The organism is Marinomonas posidonica, from assembly GCF_043643765.1.
In the GTDB taxonomy this organism is placed as follows: domain Bacteria; phylum Pseudomonadota; class Gammaproteobacteria; order Pseudomonadales; family Marinomonadaceae; genus Marinomonas; species Marinomonas posidonica_A.
This window is the reverse complement of sequence record NZ_JBHZSP010000004.1, coordinates 234,318-255,633: the sequence shown is the minus strand read 5'-3', so window position 1 is coordinate 255,633 and position 21,316 is coordinate 234,318. Positions and strand designations below refer to the sequence as shown.

20 protein-coding genes are annotated in these 21,316 nt (G+C 44.3%); 10 read left to right on the top strand and 10 right to left on the bottom strand.

From position 1 onward, the window contains the following. Positions 1 to 258 precede the first annotated feature (258 nt). The 5 genes from ACHUFM_RS06660 to ACHUFM_RS06640 form a co-directional block, all read right to left on the bottom strand. Positions 259 to 696 carry an N-acetyltransferase gene (locus tag ACHUFM_RS06660; RefSeq protein ID WP_170894077.1) on the bottom strand — a complete coding sequence of 146 codons (438 nt, stop codon included), beginning with the start codon at positions 694 to 696 and terminating at the stop codon, positions 259 to 261. Between the two features lie 126 nt (positions 697 to 822). Further along, positions 823 to 1,869, bottom strand: coding sequence for a ribosome small subunit-dependent GTPase A (gene rsgA / locus ACHUFM_RS06655; protein WP_033905377.1), 1,047 nt, complete (start codon positions 1,867 to 1,869; stop codon positions 823 to 825). A gap of 73 nt (positions 1,870 to 1,942) precedes the next feature. Continuing rightward, positions 1,943 to 2,782: a helix-turn-helix domain-containing protein gene (locus ACHUFM_RS06650; RefSeq protein WP_394180752.1), complete on the bottom strand. Its 840-nt coding sequence runs from the start codon at positions 2,780 to 2,782 to the stop codon at positions 1,943 to 1,945. A 105-nt stretch (positions 2,783 to 2,887) separates the two neighbouring features. Continuing rightward, complete coding sequence (locus ACHUFM_RS06645; protein WP_394180750.1) at positions 2,888 to 3,709, bottom strand: GNAT family N-acetyltransferase; 822 nt, start codon at positions 3,707 to 3,709, stop codon at positions 2,888 to 2,890. Positions 3,710 to 4,342: 633 nt separating this feature from the next. After that, positions 4,343 to 4,630, bottom strand: coding sequence for a hypothetical protein (locus ACHUFM_RS06640; protein ID WP_394180749.1), 288 nt, complete (start codon positions 4,628 to 4,630; stop codon positions 4,343 to 4,345). A 604-nt stretch (positions 4,631 to 5,234) separates the two neighbouring features. Here ACHUFM_RS06640 and ACHUFM_RS06635 point away from each other — a divergent pair. Then, on the top strand, positions 5,235 to 5,810 hold the full coding sequence (locus ACHUFM_RS06635; RefSeq protein ID WP_394180747.1) for a histidine phosphatase family protein: 576 nt from the start codon (positions 5,235 to 5,237) through the stop codon (positions 5,808 to 5,810). 107 nt (positions 5,811 to 5,917) lie between these two features. Further along, positions 5,918 to 6,220: a hypothetical protein gene (locus tag ACHUFM_RS06630; RefSeq protein ID WP_394180745.1), complete on the top strand. Its 303-nt coding sequence runs from the start codon at positions 5,918 to 5,920 to the stop codon at positions 6,218 to 6,220. A gap of 96 nt (positions 6,221 to 6,316) precedes the next feature. On the opposite strand, the gene ACHUFM_RS06625 is transcribed toward ACHUFM_RS06630, so the two are convergent. Both ACHUFM_RS06625 and ACHUFM_RS06620 read right to left on the bottom strand, forming a co-directional pair. After that, positions 6,317 to 6,718, bottom strand: coding sequence for a winged helix-turn-helix transcriptional regulator (locus ACHUFM_RS06625; protein WP_394180743.1), 402 nt, complete (start codon positions 6,716 to 6,718; stop codon positions 6,317 to 6,319). Positions 6,719 to 6,798: 80 nt separating this feature from the next. Further along, a complete protein-coding gene (locus ACHUFM_RS06620; protein ID WP_394180741.1) occupies positions 6,799 to 7,680 on the bottom strand; it encodes a LysR family transcriptional regulator in 882 nt (293 codons plus the stop codon). 90 nt (positions 7,681 to 7,770) lie between these two features. Here ACHUFM_RS06620 and ACHUFM_RS06615 point away from each other — a divergent pair, with 90 nt between their 5' ends. Further along, positions 7,771 to 8,088: a DMT family transporter gene (locus tag ACHUFM_RS06615; protein WP_394180739.1), complete on the top strand. Its 318-nt coding sequence runs from the start codon at positions 7,771 to 7,773 to the stop codon at positions 8,086 to 8,088. A 49-nt stretch (positions 8,089 to 8,137) separates the two neighbouring features. Next, a complete protein-coding gene (locus ACHUFM_RS06610; RefSeq protein ID WP_394180737.1) occupies positions 8,138 to 9,349 on the top strand; it encodes an MFS transporter in 1,212 nt (403 codons plus the stop codon). A gap of 25 nt (positions 9,350 to 9,374) precedes the next feature. On the opposite strand, the gene ACHUFM_RS06605 is transcribed toward ACHUFM_RS06610, so the two are convergent. Both ACHUFM_RS06605 and ACHUFM_RS06600 read right to left on the bottom strand, forming a co-directional pair. Then, positions 9,375 to 11,255 (bottom strand): sensor histidine kinase, encoded by a 1,881-nt coding sequence (locus tag ACHUFM_RS06605; protein WP_394180735.1) that lies wholly within the window; start codon positions 11,253 to 11,255, stop codon positions 9,375 to 9,377. Beyond that, positions 11,252 to 13,447, bottom strand: a complete 2,196-nt coding sequence (locus tag ACHUFM_RS06600) for a GGDEF/EAL domain-containing response regulator (RefSeq protein ID WP_394180733.1) — start codon at positions 13,445 to 13,447, stop codon at positions 11,252 to 11,254. The genes ACHUFM_RS06605 and ACHUFM_RS06600 overlap by 4 nt, the downstream gene beginning before the upstream one ends. Before the next feature lie 251 nt (positions 13,448 to 13,698). Here ACHUFM_RS06600 and gmk point away from each other — a divergent pair, with 251 nt between their 5' ends. From gmk to ACHUFM_RS06580, 4 genes are all read left to right on the top strand, one after another. Beyond that, positions 13,699 to 14,322 carry a guanylate kinase gene (gene gmk, locus ACHUFM_RS06595; protein WP_394180731.1) on the top strand — a complete coding sequence of 208 codons (624 nt, stop codon included), beginning with the start codon at positions 13,699 to 13,701 and terminating at the stop codon, positions 14,320 to 14,322. Between the two features lie 58 nt (positions 14,323 to 14,380). Then, entirely contained in the window at positions 14,381 to 14,605 is a 225-nt protein-coding gene (rpoZ, locus tag ACHUFM_RS06590; RefSeq protein ID WP_013797949.1) for a DNA-directed RNA polymerase subunit omega, read from the top strand. A 66-nt stretch (positions 14,606 to 14,671) separates the two neighbouring features. Next, positions 14,672 to 16,789 (top strand): RelA/SpoT family protein, encoded by a 2,118-nt coding sequence (locus ACHUFM_RS06585; RefSeq protein WP_394180729.1) that lies wholly within the window; start codon positions 14,672 to 14,674, stop codon positions 16,787 to 16,789. A 40-nt stretch (positions 16,790 to 16,829) separates the two neighbouring features. After that, positions 16,830 to 17,216: a RidA family protein gene (locus tag ACHUFM_RS06580; RefSeq protein WP_394180727.1), complete on the top strand. Its 387-nt coding sequence runs from the start codon at positions 16,830 to 16,832 to the stop codon at positions 17,214 to 17,216. A gap of 63 nt (positions 17,217 to 17,279) precedes the next feature. Here ACHUFM_RS06580 and ACHUFM_RS06575 read toward each other — a convergent pair whose 3' ends face one another. Then, positions 17,280 to 18,128, bottom strand: a complete 849-nt coding sequence (locus ACHUFM_RS06575; protein WP_394180725.1) for an NAD-dependent epimerase/dehydratase family protein — start codon at positions 18,126 to 18,128, stop codon at positions 17,280 to 17,282. Between the two features lie 187 nt (positions 18,129 to 18,315). Here ACHUFM_RS06575 and ACHUFM_RS06570 point away from each other — a divergent pair, with 187 nt between their 5' ends. Next, positions 18,316 to 19,221 carry a hydrogen peroxide-inducible genes activator gene (locus tag ACHUFM_RS06570; protein WP_113873172.1) on the top strand — a complete coding sequence of 302 codons (906 nt, stop codon included), beginning with the start codon at positions 18,316 to 18,318 and terminating at the stop codon, positions 19,219 to 19,221. A 13-nt stretch (positions 19,222 to 19,234) separates the two neighbouring features. Continuing rightward, entirely contained in the window at positions 19,235 to 21,316 is a 2,082-nt protein-coding gene (gene recG, locus ACHUFM_RS06565) for an ATP-dependent DNA helicase RecG (protein WP_394180723.1), read from the top strand.

Genomic DNA, 21,316 nt, shown 5'->3' with positions numbered 1-21,316 from the left:
TGTCAGCTGTAACTACATGTTGACAAAAGAGGGAGTCCATGTGGTTGGGGCATTTCTTAGTTACACCTGTCGCCAGCACGAAGCTGGACAAAGGCATGTCAGTGACTTTACTAATTTAGCTACCGATGAATAACTTTTGGTATCCCAAAACGCAATCAGGCACCGCTGAATGCAGTGCCTGAGATGCAAGGAAATGGACAAATTCTTTCATTCAGCAAGTGGTCGCACTACCCACTTGCTTGCATTTTGTTGCATTAATTATGCATTACTATTTTTTGCCCAACACATCTCAAACTGCTCTTTTCCTGTATGTTCACAGATGCATTTACCGACATCAATGAAACCATGATGAAGATAAAACTGATGTGTTTTTTCATTCTCTGAGTAGACGGTCAACGTTAGTTCACTGTACTTATCCTTTAAATGATTTAGTAACTGTGTCCCAATACCACAAGATTGTGACTCAGGATCCACGAAAATAGCAGGTATGCTCCCTTCGTAATAAGAAACAAAGCCAAGAACATTGCCAGCCGATTCATAAACCCATGATTCACAATTGGGTAGATACATATCACGCATGTTCTTCTTCTGGGAAGACCAGTACTCTTCCGAAATGAAGTTGTGCGCTTTAATTGATGCCGAAAACCAAATAGATACAGCATTATCTAGATCTTCTGAGCGTAATGATCGAATCATATTTTCCTCAATAATTAACGTCTTAGGGAGGCGAGATTGTTTCCTAAGTGATATATATACACGCAGTTAAATGAACCCAACCTCATTGTTTGACGCTTCAATACTCTGTAATGAAGCGAATTACTGTTAATGGCCTTTTTTGTATCGTCGAGATGCGTTCTGGGTACTATTTATTAACTTCCCTAACGCTTTATCTTTAGCTCTTTTTTCTGCCAACGATGATCCGTTCAGAGCTTGCTCTCGCATCAGTTTCTGGTAATTAAGTAGGCGTCGTTCTGACAGGAGTCCACCTTTGATTGCTTGTTGGATCGCACAGCCAGGTTCAGACGTATGCGTACAATCAGAGAAACGGCATTTATCTGCAAATTCAGTTATCTCGCTGAAAGTCTCGTTCACCCCCTGTTCGCAACTACTGAGTTGTAGTTCGCGCATTCCAGGAGTGTCCATAAGAATCCCCCCTTGAGGAAGAACTTTTAATGATCTGTGAGTAGTGGTATGCCTTCCTTTACTATCTTCTTCCCTAATTTCTCCTGTCTGCTGAGACTCATAACCGATTAAGGCGTTAACCAGAGTCGATTTTCCTACTCCAGACGAACCTAAGAACGCCAGAGTACTACCGTCATAGCAGTAGCTTTCAAGCTGCTTGATATCGTGGTTATCCAACGCATTTATGGCGTAAACGACAAGCATTGGATCGAGTTCTTGAACCTGTAGTCGTTTGATATCAGTGTCTTCACATAAATCAGCTTTAGTAAGGATGACAACAGGCTCAACCATAGCTTCTCGTGCGATGGCTAAATACCGCTCTATTCTGTTAAGGCTAAAATCATGATTGAGAGAGCAGACAATCATGACGGTATCAATATTGGCAGCTATGAGCTGTGCTGACACTTTTGAGCCTGGAGCTTTTCGTTTGAATATCGACTGTCGTTCCAGGCTTCGGCATATTCTCAATGCGTCATCAAATAGTACCCAATCGCCTACGCAGACTCTTTTTTCAAAAGGCATAGGGCTTAGACTTGATTGCCCCTTCGGGGACACTACTACAATGCGGTCTCTGTGCTGTTCAACAACCCTACCAATGGTTAGGTTGCTTAACTCTTCCAGGTTTACTTGCTGCTGAAAAAAAGACTTCCACCCAAGCTGTTGAAGTGTAGGAGCTAAGTTGTTCATATTGCTGTCTCATCAAAACGTTCAGGACATAATAGTTGAACGACAACCGACTTGATTGAACATTTCCGACAGATTACGTAGAGCTAACACCGCCATAAACATCAATAGTTAAACCACGCTCTTTTTCGTATGTTTTAGGTGTTAAGCCAATTTGTTTCTTTAAGTAGCGGATGAGGTGAGGTTGATCGCTGAAACCAAATCGAAATGCAATCTCGACCCAATCGATATCATCTGAATCGCGTTGGTGAAGGTACTCCAGCATAGCCTCAAGCTTATTCATAGACTGACACTGTTTTAGCGTTAAACCTGTCACCCTGTTGAAGCTTCTTTCTAATGTACGTTGTGAGCAGTATAGCTGGTTACCCAATTCAGAAATTGATCCTGAGTCCAGCGCCTGAAGGGCTTTGCGTGTAATCTGGCTATGTTGATCCTCATGGCTGTTCAAAGCCAACGGAAAAAACAGACTATCCAATTTTTTACAACACAGATCTGGATTACTTCGTGCCAGTTCAATCAGTTGCAACTCTCCCTCAAATAGATCGGTAAACAGTGTACTTAGCTGAACTTCTTCAACGCAATCAAGTAGTGGCGGTTGACCTGAGAATAGTTTCAGTGAATAGAAAGCTCCAATATGAAACTTGACTCCAAGGTGGACAAAAGGTTTTGAGTGATCGAGTTGAAGTGTCTGATGATGGGGAAACAACCAGTGGCTCCCTTTACCATTAGCCGCGCCAGGGTTCATATCGTAGTGGTAGGTCTGTTTGGCGGGAGAAATGATCAGGTGAGCGGATGGATCAGGGTTTAATTTCGGGTAATCGAAGCTCTTGGCATCGGGACGCTTTTCAATTAGCCAATAACACTCTATGTATTTTGCAACTTCGGGTATCTTTGAAGGCCTTAGCCAGTGGATCATAATACTCTCAATCAGTTCGCGGCATCTACTATCACTATATGCCAGGTTAGCATTTTCACAAATAAGCCCTGACCAGATTGGGGCAAGGGCTTATCCATTAACTGTCTATTGGTGGTCAAATTCCATCTGGATAATGCGGTTTAAAGGCTCTAGTCCTGCTCGGTGAATCGCTTTTTGAGCACCCAAGTTACCACTTTCAGTTGAACAGACAGGAATTAAACCACGTTCATTGGCTAAGCTTACTAAATGGTTTAGTACACAAGTGGCAATCCCCTGACCTCGTTCTGACTCGGCTACAATCATCCCTAAGTCTGCATATTTAGTCTGATGCTCATCAAATAGGCGACACTCACCCGTGGCTAATAACCTACCGTCCTTCCAATACCCCCAAAGCTCTTCTCGTTTAATTAGATTACCGAAGTACTCAGACAACCATTGTGCTGGAGCACCAATATTACTAACCGCAAATTCAACGAACTCATCCAGTTGCTCCTGACTTGCGAGCGTTAAATCTAAACCTGTTGCGCTTTCAGAAATAAATGGAGCAACTTGCTGATACATTAACGCATTTACTTTAAATGAAGAGGAGTTATCTAAGCAAAGCGATAGATAGTGAGGTTCGGCTGTACTCACAAATGCACCTTTAATGGAACCGACTACTGAGCTGTTTTGCTCTGCAATCAAGGTAAACAGCTCTCTCGCCTGAATGTGGGCTGCCCGTGACAAATAGAACTGCAACATATAGCCATCACCGTTAATGCAGCAGAATCCAACTAAAGTATCGTCCTCATAAAATCCGTAATGAGAGGACATAGGAACAAAACCAAAGTGCCACATACCATCAAGTGGCGCTGTCGATTGTTCGAAATACTGTTTTTTTAGTTCATTAATTACTTCTAGTGTTTCGATTGGTTTGATTTCTAACATGGCTATTTTTTCCTAACTACGGATGTAGTGTTATTACGAATGAAGGAACTACATCAGAGATGAAGTGCCGCTTTCTATGCCGAAAATAGTAGGTGATGGGTGATTTAAAAGATTGAACAAAAACGACAGTTACTAGTAGGTAAACCGATTTCCAAAATCTTGCTTATCGATGAATACCGTAGCTATATAGTTATGCAAATTTAAGGAAGATGTGTTTTGTTGCGCAACGAAAGAAATTGGGAGTTCCCGTGCAGCGCCGTTCTGGTGTCTGCCATAACTTCACATATTGCAAACTCCGCAACGTAACTCGTTGCTGAGTAATCGCACTAAGGCGGAATGGGGCAGAAATGAGTCAGCTCAATGCTAGCCTCGATGATGAGCAAGCAAGTATGTTACTATTACAAGAAATCGTTAGTGCCAACGAAATCAACTTTTAGACACTTTTCCCATTGCCACCAGCCAACTGGTGACAAAAATCAAAAACGCACAATCAAAATATTATTAAGTTAATGTTTTTGTTTAATTTATATTAAACAATCAATATTCAGATCCAGAATATAGAATAGGTTCAATGAGTAAGTGGATAGGAATGCTATCCACTTACTCTGATGTGAAGAACAAGCACTTTAATATCTAACGCTCAAAGCGTTCAAACAGCCAACCATGCTCCGAATAGTTGCTGTTCATATCTTGAATCCAGTCTTCATAACTGGCAAAAACTCCCTGCATATCATATTTATTGAGCAACCAATCAGATAGGTCTTTACGCTTCAATTTTACAAGCCCATAAAGTATTTGGTAAAAAGCATCAGCCTTATCAAGAAAATGCTTAGCATATTCTCTCCGTTCATTTTCGCATCCAGATACAGCCTCAAGCTCATAGCGTTCTCTCTTCAAAATAGCCCAATAATACTCTGTCATTTCAGGCTCTACTCTGAATTGGTAAACAGACACTACTACAGATAGCTGCTTGTCATTCAAGAGTAAGAGGTTATCCAAAGCTTTCTCTGAATCGTACAGCAGTAGCCTATATCCTCATGACTAAAACTTGGCCAACAAGGGCAGTTTCAGAGAAGAAAGATGGCTATTAAGGGGCTGATTTATACTCAATCAGAACCAACTTACACTTTTATGCGCATAAAAATGTAAAAACTCGCACTTTTCTGCGCGTAAAAGTGTGAAATGCAAGTGGAGCACTCATCAGTGTATTTTACTGAACGGGGAAATGCAGCGGTTTGAAGCCTACACAAAGTGACTTAAAAGGTAACAATCTGTAGACCTTGATACCTGATATTCGACACTCAGCCTTATCACCATTTAGATACCATAGTATCCATATTGAGCTTATTTTCATGAAAATGGACAAACTAGTTGATGGGGAAATCCTGCTCGATAAAGCCTTTCAAGACAGCCATTACCATCACGAAAACGGGTCTGTATTTTCAGTCATCTCTTTCTAACCCAACATGTCATTTTCCTTCGTATACACTTAACCAATACTGTCGGTTACTAGGAGAAAGTCAGGATGCAAAGCTCAATTCGGTTTCGCCATTTGGTGCTGGTGATGTTGGCGTGTTTTTGTTCTGTCTTACAAGCAGAGCAAAGCATTGGAAAGATGCTGTTAAAGCCAGGTGTGCATGTGTTGATGCGTCATGCCCTCGCGCCAGGTACAGGTGATCCTAGTCATTTTCGTGTCGAGGACTGTTCCACTCAGCGCCTTTTGAATGAGGCGGGACGAGAGCAAGCCAGACGCATTGGTCAAGTACTGCGAGACAAGGGGGTCCGATTTGATTATGTGTTCAGCAGTCAGTGGTGTCGATGCCTAGAAACCGCACAATTAATGGCAATGGGTAATGTGCAACCCGAGCCTATGCTGAATTCGTTTTTCCGTGATCGCAGTACCGCAGAGTCGCAAACTCAAGCGCTACACCAAGAGTTGATCCAGCTGTTGCCACAGGACAAAGCCTTATTCGTCACACATCAGGTCAATATCACAGCACTGACGGGTATTTTTCCTCGCTCTGGTGAGATAATTCTGGTCGCGGTTTCCGATAAAAAGCGACCATTAGAAGTCATAGGACGCTTCTTACCGAGCACTTAATGAGCCATTTTTGTCGTTTCAATGAAGTGACTCATTTCCTCTGACGGATGTATCCATTACTATGGATCACACATAATGGCTTTGGTTGTCGATGAAAAGGAAAAACTGTGTCGGAATACAACACCCTCTATGAATTTGATGCGAGTTGGAAAGTGACTCAGCTGATGGTTACACGCAATTTAGACCAAGTACAAAGTGGATTGCAGGTGACGTTTGCTCAAGCTGAGCAAAGCATCACCTTGGTATTCGAATGCATTGATGATCCGCAAAATATCATGGAACTGATGGATTTTCAGCAAGTTGTGGTCAGTGAAGAAAGCCATGCCGAGCGCGATTTCAGTACCATAAAAGTCGAACTGTTTTGTGACACCTACGCCGAGTTTTGGTGCGATGCTGTCACCAAGCAATAATCCACTCTCACTGATTTTTCGACACGGCCTGATAGGCATGATCCAACACAGTAAACGAAGGTTAGGAAAGCCGCATCACAGACGTCAATTCAACGTCTATGATGGATTAATGTTGTCAGCAGGTAATATGTCGAAAATATTGTCTTCTAACCAACTCACCAGATCAATAACATGATCGGCTACTTTAAGCCCTGTTGGCGTTAGGTTGTACTCCACTTTCGGCGGCACCACAGGATAAGATGTACGTTGCACAAAGTTATCCTGCTCAAGGGTTTGCAGTGTCTGTGCCAGCATCTTCTCACTCACCCCTTCAATGGTCCGACGTAAATCGCTAAAACGGTGACGCTCACCATCTTTTAATACCATGAAGATCAGCACGGCCCAGCGACTGGTAACGTGCTTTAAAATTTCACGCGATGGGCACTGGTCAGATAAAACATTGCCACGGGTAAACTCAATGACTTTGCCACCCTCTGTTTGTCCTTTAACGCCACTCATACTTACCTACTCACACTTACTAAAAGTTTGTTTGTTGTATTCTAATGGTATTTCGCACACAGTCCAAATACATTCCGCCCCTAGATCGAAAAAGCATTTTTAAGCGCATCAAATAACCATTGCAAAGCCGGTCCGCGCGCACCACCTTTTTTAAACACCAAATCCACAGGTACTGACCAAGGCTTATGATCAAACGCCGCATCCATTTTCACCAAACGTCCATGTGCTATTTTCGGTTGCGCTAAAGTCACTGGCACGTAAGCCCAGCCAATCTGACGTTCTACCAATTCCAGCACGGAATAATAGCTGGAACACCACCATACCGACGGTGTCATACTGATGAGGATTTGCGATTCTTGCTTGGTACGACCGCGGACAGAAATTTGACGATACGGCGCAAGATCAGACTCTGTCACCACTTTCTTCGTTGCCAAAGCAAAGGACGGGTGACAGACCGCAATAAAATCCACACCGCCGACGTAGCAAAAGTCCACTTGCTTATTGATGTCCACTTCGGAAAACATCACACCTAAATCACACCGCCCTTCAGCCACTGCGGCGGTCACATCTACGGATGCCATGGACAAGACATCCAATTGTAAGTGAGGAAATTGCTGAGCAAAATCGGCTAGCACCTTAGCCACCGGCGCTTCCAATAAAGCATCATCCAACACCAAACTGAGCGCACTTTCTTCTTTACGAAGGATGGATTCGGCAATTTTTTCAAATTCCAACGATTGCGTCAGCAACGCTTTCGCACTGCGCACTAGGCGCTCGCCCTCTAGTGTTAATTGTGGGCTTCGCGACGAACGATCAAACAAGGTGACGCCCAAATCCAATTCTAAGTTATTGATGCCATGACTGACCGCAGACTGCACCTTGCCCAACTTCCTCGCACACGCGGAAAAGGAGCCAAGCTCAGCAGACAACACCAACATATTTATTTGTTCTAAATTCAACATATGAATAATTTCGATAGTTACTAACTTTTAATCATCTTAGTTGTTGATAGTATGCACGGCAAATAGTCTCTGCATTGGGAGGGCGTTGCCATGAGTTGGTTGTATTTGTTGTTAGCGGGGTTCACCGAAATCGGTTGGCCAATTGGCCTAAAAATGGCGCAATCTAGTGAGTCTCGCGTATTAGGTATTGTCATCGCTATTAGCTTTATGATGATCAGTGGAAGTTTGTTATGGATGGCGCAAAAAGACATTCCTATGGGAACGGCTTACGCTGTCTGGACAGGTATTGGTGCCGCGGGCACCTTTTTAGTTGGTGTCTGGTTTTACGGTGACCCGACCTCATTAATGCGCTACATGGGCGTGCTTTTGATCATCCTTGGTGTAGCCTTACTTAAGTTCGCTGCTTGAGCGTATAATGGCGACCTTGCACACGTAATCTGCAATATTAAGGACATCCATGAAAACAATAAAACAATTAATGAAGCATGATGCTTGGTTCTTGCTGGTCTTTATTTTCCTGATAGCCCTATGTTTACGCGGTCCAATAACAGGATTGCCGCCCTTGCTGGATCGTATCAGTCAGGAGTTGCAATTAAATAGCTCACAATCCGGCTTGTTGGTCAGTATTCCTTTATTGGCCTTTGCAATATTTGCCCCTGTAGCGTCTTGGCTAACACGCTTTTTTCGTATCGAAAAAATTCTCGCCTGCGGTGTGATTCTGATCGCCATAGGGATGTTGATTCGCGCTACAGGCTCTATTGGCAGCCTTTACTTGGGCGCACTTTTAATCGGTGCAGGCATTGCCATTGGCAATGTATTGCTACCCAGTTTATTAAAGCGCGAGTTTCCCCAGTTTGTTGTACAGCTCACCGCCATTTACGTATTAATGATGGGCGTTGGCGGCTTTATGATGTCAAGTTTTGCGGTGCCCTTAAGCGACTTCGCCAATCAGGCGCAACTTCCTATCAGTGGTTGGTCATTTGCTTTGGCTTGTCAGGCGGTGATTATTTTGCCTGCGATTGTAGTGTGGTTTTGCTGCCGTATCACACAACATCATCAACCTAAGAATACGCGTGGTGAAACCAATGGCGGATTGTGGCGACGCTTATCGTCATGGCAAGTGGCTGGTTTTTTGGCGGTTAACTCTCTATTTAATTACATAGTAGTGGCATGGATTCCAGCTATTTTAGTGAGTCACGGCTATACAGATACCACAGCAGGATTGTATCAAGGTTATTTGCAACTGGCGGGCGCACTGCCTTCACTTATTCTAGCGCCCTTTATTCAATACTTAGGTAGTCATAGACGTTTATGCTTGTTTGCTACCAGTCTGACTATTCTCAGTATTTTAGGCTGGCTGTATGTGCCGACTTTGTCTGGCTTTTGGTCATTAAGCTATGGTTTTGGCATCAGTATGGGCTTTATTTTGGGACTGTCTTTTATCGGTATGCGAACCGATACGCCAAAACAAGCGGCCAGTTTATCCGGCATGTCGCAACTTTTTGGTTACACCTTGGCCGCATTAGGGCCGGTACTGATTGGTGCCTTGTATGACTGGCAGCAGTCATGGCAGCCGCCACTGTATGTGCTCTTGTCGATTGGTGTGATCTGGATGACCTTAGGGTGGTTTGCTAGCCCGAAACCTCTGTCCAGCAAGCCACAGGTCTGATGTATACGAGCCATTTAAATAAAGGTTATTTTTCGATATATAAAGGAATGCTTATTTGGAAACGGGTCCCCACACCCAATTCCGATTCTAGGTTCAATCGCCCTTTCATCAGCTTATAAACCCATTGGTGAACCAAGTACAAGCCTAAACCATTGTGTTGTCTGTCTCGTCCAGTGGTTTTAAAAGGATCAAACACCGTGCCTATAATCTCCGATGCGATACCAAAACCATCGTCTTGTACCACCAGCTCTAAATCGCTTCCGACTTGATTAGCCGTAATGCGAATCTGACCCGCTTCATTTTCATGGAAGGCATATTCCAATGCATTGTCGAGAAGATTCTGAACGATTTGCGACATCACACCAGGGTATCCCTGCATTTCAATTCGTTCAGGGCACTCAGACATGACGATCACTTTCGGACGTTTTTTAAAACGTGGCTGATAAGTAAAAAGTAAATCATCCAGAACATCCTTAAAGAAAAAAGATTGGATGTCTTGAATGGCGCGATCCGATGCTATCCGCTTAAAACCCGATACAACCGCCAACGCCCGGTTCAAATTTTTCTCAGCAATGCTTAATGAGACGCTGACTCGTTCGATATTTTCAGGGGTCAACTCTGGTTTATCGATGAGCTGCCTTCCTGACGAAAGCGCCAACTTAACGCCACCTAACGGTGTATAAATATCATGAGCTAAGCCGGATACCATCATCCCCAGCGAAGACAATTTACTGGTTTCAACCAGTTCATCTTGAAGCTCTACTAGCCTTTTATTCATCTCATGCAATTTTTGATTGGCCTGATCGGTTTGACGTTTTTCACGTTTGAGGTGCTTTAACAATCGCTTACTGGTAAATTGAGCTTGCAAATGGCGCCAACACCACCAAGCCAATAACAGATAAACAATGCCTGCTGACAGAGCAATACTGAGTATTAGCGTAAGATGCCAGCGAGCAAATGCGGTCGGTTCGGAATGGGCCACAAGGTAAATAAAAGGGACTTCTCTCGGCTGTAAACTGTCTTCTTCGTCTAAATAAAAACGCATGAAGCTCCATAAGCGTCCTTGCCCCCAATGCCGCTTCAGATCCATTCCATCCGATAGAATACTTTGCCATACATCCGGAAATCGGCTGGACATCCGCACCCCCTCTTCGGTAGGGCGTAACACATGACCCCACTCCAATGATTGGTCATCTGACATGATCCAGCCACCTTGTTTGTCGAGTACTTCTAGGTGAACAAGGTCATTATTCAGCTGTTTAAGCTGATCAAACATGTCCGCTAAATTGTAATTCACCACTAAAAACCCTGAATCACGACCAGAAATACGCAATACACCACGCACGGTCGGCTGGAAAGGCCAAACGACTTCACCATTGTCAACATTGAGATCCAGAGGGGAAACGTAGACATCATCCGGTCTAATCGAAGCTTGCTTAATGTAAGGTCGATTTTGTTTATTCTGCAATTGCGCTTCGGGCACACGATAGACGACGCCACCTTGTGAGTTTACCCGCACCAATTCCATACCATCTGCAGACATCCAACGAACTTGTGAGATTAACTCCGATGTGGCCGCAAATAATCGAAACTCATCAGCAATCGCGCTCTTCCAATCGTAATCATCTGACAGTTCAGCGTATAACTTCAAACGATCCTTAACACTGTTACGCAGCAACAATGTGTTCTTTTTGATGTACCCCACTTGGCGACTGAAAGCGCTACTGCTTCTAGTCAACAGCTCTGTTTCGCTCCAGGCTAACTGGCTTTCTTTCTGTTGCCAAAAAAATCGATAACTGGCCACACTGATAGAAACCACTACGAGCAGTAGCAAAGCTAAAGCCAAGATCAATTGTCGCTTATCCGGCAACCGTTTTTGCCAAAATGACGAGGGAGAGTCTGTCATGATTTCACCCAAGCCATTACCTCAGTCAGCGGCATAGGCTTAGCAAACAAGTACCCTTGACCTTGTTCACACCCCAATGATCGTAAATGCGCTTTTTGCTGTTCTGTCTCAATGCCTTCTGCAATCACATCTAACCCTAGAGAGCGACCTAGCTCGATAATCATTTTTAATATTTTCCAATCTTTTGCCGAGTTTTCCATTCGCCAAACAAAACTTTGATCAATTTTGATGGTGGAAACAGATAAGGTCGACAAATAAGTCAATGATGAATAGCCGGTGCCAAAATCATCGATATTCACTCGGACTCCAATCTCTTTCAAGGTATCAAGGTGGCGATTGATCGTGGTTTTTTCTTCAATAAATTGCGATTCGGTAATTTCCAACTCGATCAAATTATTATCAATATTTTCCTCTCTTAAGATAGTGGTAAATTGTTCAAAATAACTCGGACGAGCAATTTCATTACCCGCCACGTTCACGGAGATAGGCACACTCACACCAATGGCCTTTAGGTCATTAATCGCTTTACAGGTTTTACGCAAAATTTGTCGATCCAATTTGTCGACTAAACCACTGCTTTCCGCCAATGCGATAAACTGTTCTGGTGAAACAAAATTACCACTTCGGTTTTTCCAACGAGCCAAGGCTTCAAAGCCAATTAACGTATCATCAATCAATGACACTTTAGGCTGAAAATAGACCTCCATTTCATCCTGTAAAATCACGTCTCGAAGCTCTTTCAAGAGCTCATATCGACTGAACATGGCAGAGGCTAATTCTTCTGAAAAGGCTAAAAAAGACACCCCTTCATACTTGGCACGTTCCAATGTACTTTTGCCGACACTGACCAACTGTTCTGCTTCGTAATTCGGGAAATCGGCAAAGTTCACCAAGCTGATGGTTAAATCCAAGGAGTGAATGGCATCTTCCACCGTCACATTAGGGTGGATCACTCTCTCTAGATTGGCCTCGTGATACTCTTTATTGTCATAAATGACCATCACAATAGTGTCTCGTTCAAACAACGCCACATCCACTGTGTTATCAAAGAAATCACATAAATATTCGTACAACGACAAGGTCAGTTGGTCGCAATATTTTGTCCCCAATACCGATTCGGTGTAAGCTAAATCCTCTACATGTAACATAAGCAATTTGGCTTTTTCTCGCTCCCAAGAAAACATGTGACGAATCTCACGAACCAGCCAATTTTTATTGTGTATACCCGAAGTAGGCTCAATATAAGCGAGCTCAGACAACTTGTTGTTTAAGGCCACATTGCGAAAACCAGCGCTGATATTTTCACAAAAAACTTGTAGCAGATTCACTTCGTTACTGGTTAAATTTCGATTGAGTTTAACGACAACGATGTAATCTCGCCCCTCCAACTCTTTGTTCGAAAAATACAATACCGAAAAGCCTTCTAGGAACGTATGCCTCTTACTTAAACTGGTCTGTCGTGCAGCTTCATTTAGAACCTCATCTTTAATGACCATCGACGCAAATTGATGAACATAAGGTAAGTACTCGCCACTGGCGGCCACTATAAGCGCATCTTCAAGCTTTTCTTGCTCTGAATTAAAAAAACACACAATGCCACCCTGCTCAATTTTTAATAGATGGCTAATTTCTTCTAATATCGAATGGGTATATTCCAACATGTCTTTTTTTGAAGACAAACGTTGGCTGGAAAACAGCAACAACTGCATGCTATGACGCGCTTCTTGCATGGCTAGCAAGTGTTCCCAGGTACGAATATTACTGAGTACTATGGTTTGTAAATGCGCCTGAGTCAGGTCAGATTTACACCAATAATCATCTATGTCGTATTGGCCAACCAGATTATCCGTTGGCATCATGCCGGGTTGCCCTGTTAATAGCACTATGCGCACTAGATCATTACCGATCACTTCTCGGATGGTGCCAATTAACCCCAAACCAGCACGATCAGTTTCCATCACAACATCTAAGAAAATGACAGCAATGTCAGGATTTTCTGCAATGACGACGGCCGCCTCACTGGCGGAAGATGCCTTCAAAAATTCGACCTTTTTACCATCGTATTGGAGGGCACTTAGACTGTTCATTAGCGCCATTTGATAGCCCGCATCGTCTTCAACAGATAACACTTTGCAAACTTTTTTTGGAGCAGACATTAACATTGACGAATCGAAATGGGAGGTTGAATCCATTGACTTGCTTCCTTACAACTTGATTAAACTTCGCAACAATACTTTTCTGAAGCTTAGTCGTCTTTTTATTTTTTTCCTTATAATTCCTTCGTTTCTCGCCATCGTACACAGAATATCGGCAAGACTAGCGATCACATCTGACAGCTTATTACCGTCTCTTTGCGAACAAATCGGCTAGCTATCCTTTTGCAAAACTGTGGTACACTAAACGGCTTACATTTGATTATTGTTGGCGGATTTAAAGAGATCTCATGGGCGAACACAAAGGCAATTTATTTATCTTATCGGCGCCGTCGGGAGCGGGCAAATCATCCTTATACAAAGCCTTGTTAAAACAAGATGATAAGGTGCGGATTTCAATCTCTCATACCACGCGTGCCGCTCGAGAAGGCGAAGAACATGGGCGTGAATACTATTTCACCGATGTTGAAAATTTTTTAGACATGATTGCTGAAGACGCCTTTTTTGAGCACGCCCAAGTCTTCGATAACTATTATGGCACGTCGAAAGCATCGATTTTTAGCATGCTAGAACAAGGTCTTGACGTTATTCTAGAGATCGACTGGCAAGGCGCTCGACAAGTTCGCCACTTGTACCCAAATGCCATCGGCATCTTTATTTTGCCGCCGTCGCTGGCATCTTTGGAAGAGCGATTAAAAGGTCGTGCAACCGACTCAGAAGAGGTCATCCAGCGCCGTATGGCAAAGGCCGCCAATGAAATGTCTCACTACCATGAATATGATTTTGTCATCATCAATGATGATTTTGACAACGCCTTAACTGAAATGGCGGCTATTTTTACCGCCATGCGTGCTAAAACCCCGAAAATACAAGAAAAATATGGCAATCTCATCAATGATCTCTTGTCTTTATGAGAAGCCGTTAAGTAAAATCACCCTTGGATAAACAGATAAATTAAACACAGAGGTCAAAATGGCTCGAGTTACCGTAGAAGATTGCTTAGAAAATGTTGATAACCGCTTTGAACTAGTGATGGTGGCGTCAAAACGTGCCCGTCAGCTAGCAACAGGCGGCGAAGACGCTCAAGTTGCGCTAGAAGGCGACAAGTTTACGGTTGTGGCGTTACGTGAAATCGCTGAAGACCTAATCAACGCCAAAAATGTAGACTTGCAACAACGTCCAGTTCACGAGTTTTAAGCTCTATGAATGGTATCGCTCATAACACAACCGTCGCACCTCGTGTTTGCCTTTGTGAGGTGAGCGATGTATACCATTGAAGAATTAGCGCAAGGGTTAAGCCAATACTTACCCTACGAACAAGTTGCTAAAGTTAAACGCGCCTACTATTACGCAGAGCAAGCCCACGATGGCCAAAAGCGAAAAAGTGGCGAGCCTTATGTCACCCATCCGCTCGCGGTAGCCAAAATATTGTCTGAATTGCGGATGGACTGTGATGGTTTATCTGCGGCACTTTTGCATGATGTGATTGAAGACACAGGCATTAGCCGAGAAGCGCTGGCCGCGCAATTTGGTGAAGAAGTCGCTAGTTTGGTGGACGGAGTGAGTAAATTAACTCACCTTGAGTTCAACAATCAGATCGAAAAACAAGCTCATAATTTTCAGAAGATGGCCATGGCTATGGCAGATGACATTCGCGTCATTCTCGTCAAGCTTGCCGATCGCCTGCATAACATGCGCACTCTTGATGCCATGCCAGCTCATAAGAAACGCCGCATAGCCAAAGAAACCCTAGACATTTATGCGCCTATCGCAAATCGACTGGGTATGTATAATGTCCGAGTCGACCTTGAGTCTTTGGCGTTTCAGGCGTATTACCCCATGCGGGCGCAAATGCTGCAACGTGCTATCCACAAAAAGTACGGTCAACAGCGCATTAAAGATACGCAAAAACTGGAAGACACCATTCGCTCTGAACTGGCGGCAGATTACATTGAAGCCAAGATCAGCGTGCGTGAGAAGCACATTTACAGCATTTATCAGAAAATGGATAAAAAGCGTCGCTCTCTCGATGAGATTATGGACGTCATGGGGGTGCGTATTGTTACTGATCGTCATGACAGCTGCTATCGCATTTTAGGGGTCATTCACGCGTTATTTAAGCCAATCGAAGGTCGTTTTAAAGACTACATTGCGGTCCCTAAGTCCAATGGCTATCAGTCTTTGCATACCACCGTATTGGGCACCAATGGCATTCCTATGGAAATCCAAATTCGTACTGAAGAAATGGATTTGGTAGCAAATAATGGTATCGCGGCCCATTGGGCTTATAAAGTCAATGGCGCTTCTTCAGCACCAAGCAATCATGATAGAGCAACCAAATGGGTAAAAAGTCTGTTGGAAATTCAACAGAAAGCGCGTAACCCTGTCGAGTTCGTTGACAATGTTAAAAGCGACCTGTTCCCAGACGAAGTGTACGTATTCACACCAAATGGCCAGATCATTGAGCTGCCTTCTGGTGCGACACCTGTTGATTTTGCTTATGGTGTACACACAGAGATTGGTAACTCTTGTATATCATGTCGCATTAATCGTCGTTTGGCGCCACTCAGCACTCAGCTAGAAAGCGGCCAAACCGTAGAAATCATCACCGCGAAAAACGCCCAACCAAACGTGGCTTGGTTAAGTTTTGCGATCACAGGTAAAGCACGCACCAATATCCGCCATTACTTGAAAGACAAGCAAAGAGAAAACGCCATCTCAATTGGACACCGTTTATTGACTCGTTCCTTGAACGCTTTCCAAACCAATATTGAAGAATTAACACCAGAGCAAATTGGGCTAGTACTTCAAAATCATCAACTCGACAGCATGGATGACCTATTAGAATCCATTGGTAAAGGTCGACATGTCGGTTACCTTGTCGCACGAGAGCTCTTTCCCAACATTGATGAAGAGTCTCTAATTACGCCAAAATCCTTTAAGGTCAACGGCTCAGAAGGCATGCTGATTTCCTACGCAAAATGTTGCGCCCCCATACCGGGAGACCCGATTGTGGGCTATGTGCAAGTAGATAAAGGCATTGTCATTCACCATCTCAATTGCCCCAATGTACAAGATCATTTGTCCAGTCCTGAACGCTTTATTCATATGTCTTGGGGTAAAGAGATCGAAGAAGAACTGCACATCAGTTTAATTGTCACTTACATCAATGAACGGGGCGCCGTTGCTAAGATTGCCAGCTCCATTAGTGATACCGACTTCCAAGTATCAAACTTAGACATCATAGAAAGAGGTCGAGTTAGCCGATTACGCCTTAACATTACCATTTCAAGTCGTGTTGGATTGGCCGATGTGATGCGTCGAATCAAAGCCGTTCGTTGTGTTGAAAAAGTGTCACGAGAGACCATTGTTGGACGTTAAGTACGTCTAATCTTTCTTTAGTTATACAAGGATTACTACTATGTCAAAACACGTTATTCACACTGAAAACGCGCCTGCTGCAATTGGCCCATACTCACAGGCTGTTCGCGCTGGCAACACAGTGTATCTGTCTGGCCAGATTCCTTTGGTTCCTGAGACGATGGAAGTGATCAGCGAAGACATCGTTGAGCAAACGACTCAGGTTTTTAAAAATCTAACCGCTGTATGTGAAGCCGCTGGCGGCTCTTTGGAAAACGTAGTGAAATTCAATATATTCATGACCGATTTGAATAACTTCGCCACCGTCAATGAAGTGATGATGCAATTTGTTAAAGAACCTTACCCAGCTCGCGCAGCGATGGGAGTTCGCGCTCTACCAAAAGGCGTACAAGTGGAAATTGAAGGCATCATGGTATTGGAAGACTAAACGCTTCTTTAGAACCTAAAAAAAGAGGCGCTTTGCCTCTTTTTTTGATCAATACATAACGCCTTATACTGCAAGACTTTGTTTATAATCAACCAGTAAATTTCTATATCCTGCCACATAACTTGGATACCTCAATTGCCAACCACGCTGGCGTAAATAGTCGGCCAAAATACGTTTACCCGACTGCGGTGCTAAACCTTCTTCTAAGTTCGCTTTGATCGCAGCCTTTAAACTGGTCGCCAGCCAGAGCTTTACTTCCCACATAGAGACGGGCGTTTGATCCGTCACAATTACATGAGCAGGCACCTCTTGATCTTTTAACATCAGCTCTGCCAGCAACAATAAGGCCGCGACCACATCATCACGATGCACACGGTTCGTCCAACTATTGGCTCCCCATGCTTGCTCTGCCACCACCTTTTTCATGAGCGCAAAACGACCAGGCCCATAAATACCAGAACACCTTGCAGATACACAGGTAAATGCCTGCTGTAACAAGGCTTCTGTTTCTATTAAAACCTTGGCGGTCACTGAATTTGGCTGAGCAGGGCTTTGTTCATCGACCCATTCACCTTGGTTTTGACCATAAACACTGGTACTGGAGACAAACACCATTTTTACTGGGTTGATAGAATGTTGATAACGACGTACTAATACTTGCGCAGTGTCATAGTAGGCTTGCTTATAACCCGCTTCACTTCGCTCATTTGGCGTCATAATTAAAAAGATCAACGACACGTCTGGTAGAAGTTCATTCGGTAGTTCTCTTAAATCTCCAGTGATGCCTTCAACACCTTCAGGAAAAAGAATACCGCTGCGACGAATGCCCGTAACTTGATGGCCTTTTGCCACTAAATCCTTGGCTAAGCTTGATCCTAGATCTCCGCAACCAGCAATCAGTATGTTTGCCATTGAACCCCCTAACAATGTACTCGATGAATGTATGGATCTAACAACAAACGGCCCTACTTTACAAAGGTGGTGATAGTAAGGAATTGGTCACCACAAAATGTCTGTAACAAAAATCAACGAGTATACTTTATTAAATTATGTATTATCATAGTTATTAGTAATAATAGCCTATCAGGCAAGGTGCACCATGACATTAACCGAACTAAAGTACATTGTAATGCTGGCGGAAGAAAAGCACTTCGGTCGAGCGGCTGATCGTTGTTATGTCTCACAACCCACTCTAAGCGTCGCCGTCAAGAAACTGGAAGAAGAGCTTGGAACGGCCATCTTTGAACGCAGTAAAAGCTCAGTATACATCACGCCCGTGGGCGAGCAGATCATTACTCAAGCCAAGCGGGTACTGGATCAAGCAAACATGATCAAAGAGCTCGCCAATGCCGGTAAAAACCAGCTGACCGGACCTCTTAAAGTGGGCGCCATTTACACCATCGCCCCCTATTTATTTCCAGTGATGATCCCTTCCTTGAGTCAAATAACGTCTGGCATGCCGCTTATCATAGAAGAGGACCTGACCGAGAATCTGCGCCCTAAACTTCGCAATGGTGATTTGGATGCGATTATTGTTGCCCTGCCTTTCCAAGAGCCTGATGTGGTGACGCAACCGATTTATGAGGAAGAGTTCGTTGTCCTTATGCCGAAAAATCACCCTTGGACTCAGTTAGACAACATTAATACCGACCAACTATCGACCGACAATCTACTCCTATTGGGTAAAGGTCATTGCTTCAGCGAGCAAGTATTAGAAGCCTGTCCTCTGTTAACTGACAATGAAGTCAATAATGGTCGCACTGTCGTGAATGGCAGTTCATTGGAAACCATTCGTTATATGGTGTCTTCTGGACTTGGGGTAACCGTACTACCAAAATCCGCCGTAACCAACATTGATCACTCAATGCTGGCAGTACGTCCCTTTGCCGACCCAGTTCCAAAACGTACCGTTGCCTTGGCTTGGCGCGCCAGCTTCCCTCGCCCTAAAGCCATTGAGTCTGTCAGCCAGTCTATTCGCGACGCCTGTAAACAACTCGAATTATAAGTAGTGTATTAAGATGATAGATGGATTAGACACACAGGATGTCCGAGAATTAAAAGGTGTGGGAGAAGCCATGGCAGAGAAACTCGCCAAGATGCACCTCCATACCGTACAGGATTTGCTTTTCCATCTTCCTATTCGCTACCAAGATAGAACTCGCGTCGTGCCCATTGGGCTGCTTGGCTTTGGTGACGAAGCCGTAATAGAAGGTCAAGTCATGAGCTGCGAAGTCAAAATGGGCAAACGCCGCAGCTTATTGTGTCGCCTTAAAGATCATTCTGGCAGTCTGTGCCTGCGCTTCTTTCACTTCTCAGCAGCCCAAAAGAAGCAGCTGGAATCCGGCAAACGCGTGCGTTGCTTTGGTGAAATTCGTCGTGGTAGTGCCGGATTTGAAATGTACCACCCAGAATACAAACTGATTGAAGACGATGAAGCGCCTTTAGAGTCGTCTCAACTGACGCCGATTTACCCACTGACCGAAGGCTTAACCCAAACCAAAATTCGACAATTATGCGAACAAGCATTGGAGCGACTCACGCCTTACAATTTACAAGAGTGGTTGCCCGATGAATTGCGCCACCAGTTCAGTTTATCTTCACTGAATGACGCTATTCAGTTTCTTCACCATCCATCTCGAGATGCCGATCTAGAATCCCTCAAACAAGGATGTCACCCTGCACAATATCGATTGTCGTTTGAGGAATTAATGGCGCATCAGTTATCTTTAATTGGTAAGCGAATCAAGGCCAAACAAGATAAAAGCATCAAGGTGGCTGAAGCTGGGGCGCTTAGTGAACAACTGTTAGCCCAATTGCCGTTCTCGCCAACTCAAGCCCAACAACGCGTCTTCGGAGAAATTCTCAAAGATTTAGCGACGGGGCATCCTATGCTACGCCTTGTACAAGGCGATGTTGGCTCGGGCAAAACGCTGGTCGCCGCCTTGTCCGCTGCAGCCGTTGTGCAAGCTGGTTATCAGGTTGCTGTGATGGCACCTACTGAAATTCTTGCCGAGCAACACTATGCGAACTTCACCCAGTGGTTCCAGCCACTCGGTTTACAGGTCGCTTGGATGACAGGCAAACTCAAAGGCAAAACCCGAGAACAAGAACTCAAACTCATTGCCTCAGGGCAAGCACAGATTGTGGTCGGCACCCATGCGTTATTTCAAGAAAGCGTCGAATTTGATCGTTTGGCGCTGGCCATCATAGATGAACAACATAGATTCGGTGTGCATCAACGGATGGCCTTACGAGAAAAAGGTATGAAACAGGGTCTTCAGCCACACCAGCTCATCATGACAGCGACCCCCATTCCTCGAACGTTGGCCATGTCTGCTTATGCGGATTTGGATTGTTCCATTATCGATGAGCTTCCACCAGGTCGCACGCCCGTCAACACCATCGTCGTGTCAGATCAACGTCGCCAAGAAGTCATTGAGCGAGTCAAAAGCGCCTGCCAAGAAGGTAAGCAGGCTTACTGGGTGTGCACTCTCATTGAAGAGTCCGAAGCCCTGCAATGCCAAGCCGCAGAAGATACTGCGCTGCTCTTGCAAGAACAGTTACTTGGTCTGCGCATTGGTTTGGTTCACGGACGTTTAAAAGCACAAGAAAAAGCTGACATTATGGCGCAATTTAAAGCAGGAGAAATTCAGCTGCTTGTTGCTACCACCGTGATTGAGGTCGGCGTGGATGTACCGAATGCCAGTTTGATGGTCATTGAAAACCCTGAACGCCTCGGTTTGGCTCAACTGCACCAGTTGCGAGGCCGTGTTGGGCGAGGACAAGCAGCCAGTCATTGTGTCCTACTCTACAAAGCCCCTCTTGGGCAACAAGGTAAAGCACGGTTGTCGACCATGAGAGAAACCAGTGATGGTTTCAAAATCGCCGAGAAGGATTTAGAGCTAAGAGGGCCTGGAGAGCTTTTAGGTACGCGACAAACTGGCTTGTGGGAATTTAAAGTAGCGGACTTACAGAGAGATAAAGCCTTGCTAGACGATGTACAACGTGCCGCAGGACTACTACACCTGAACTTTCCTGATCACATTCCTCCATTACTAAGCCGCTGGCTGCCGAATCATGATCAGTATTTGAATGTCTGA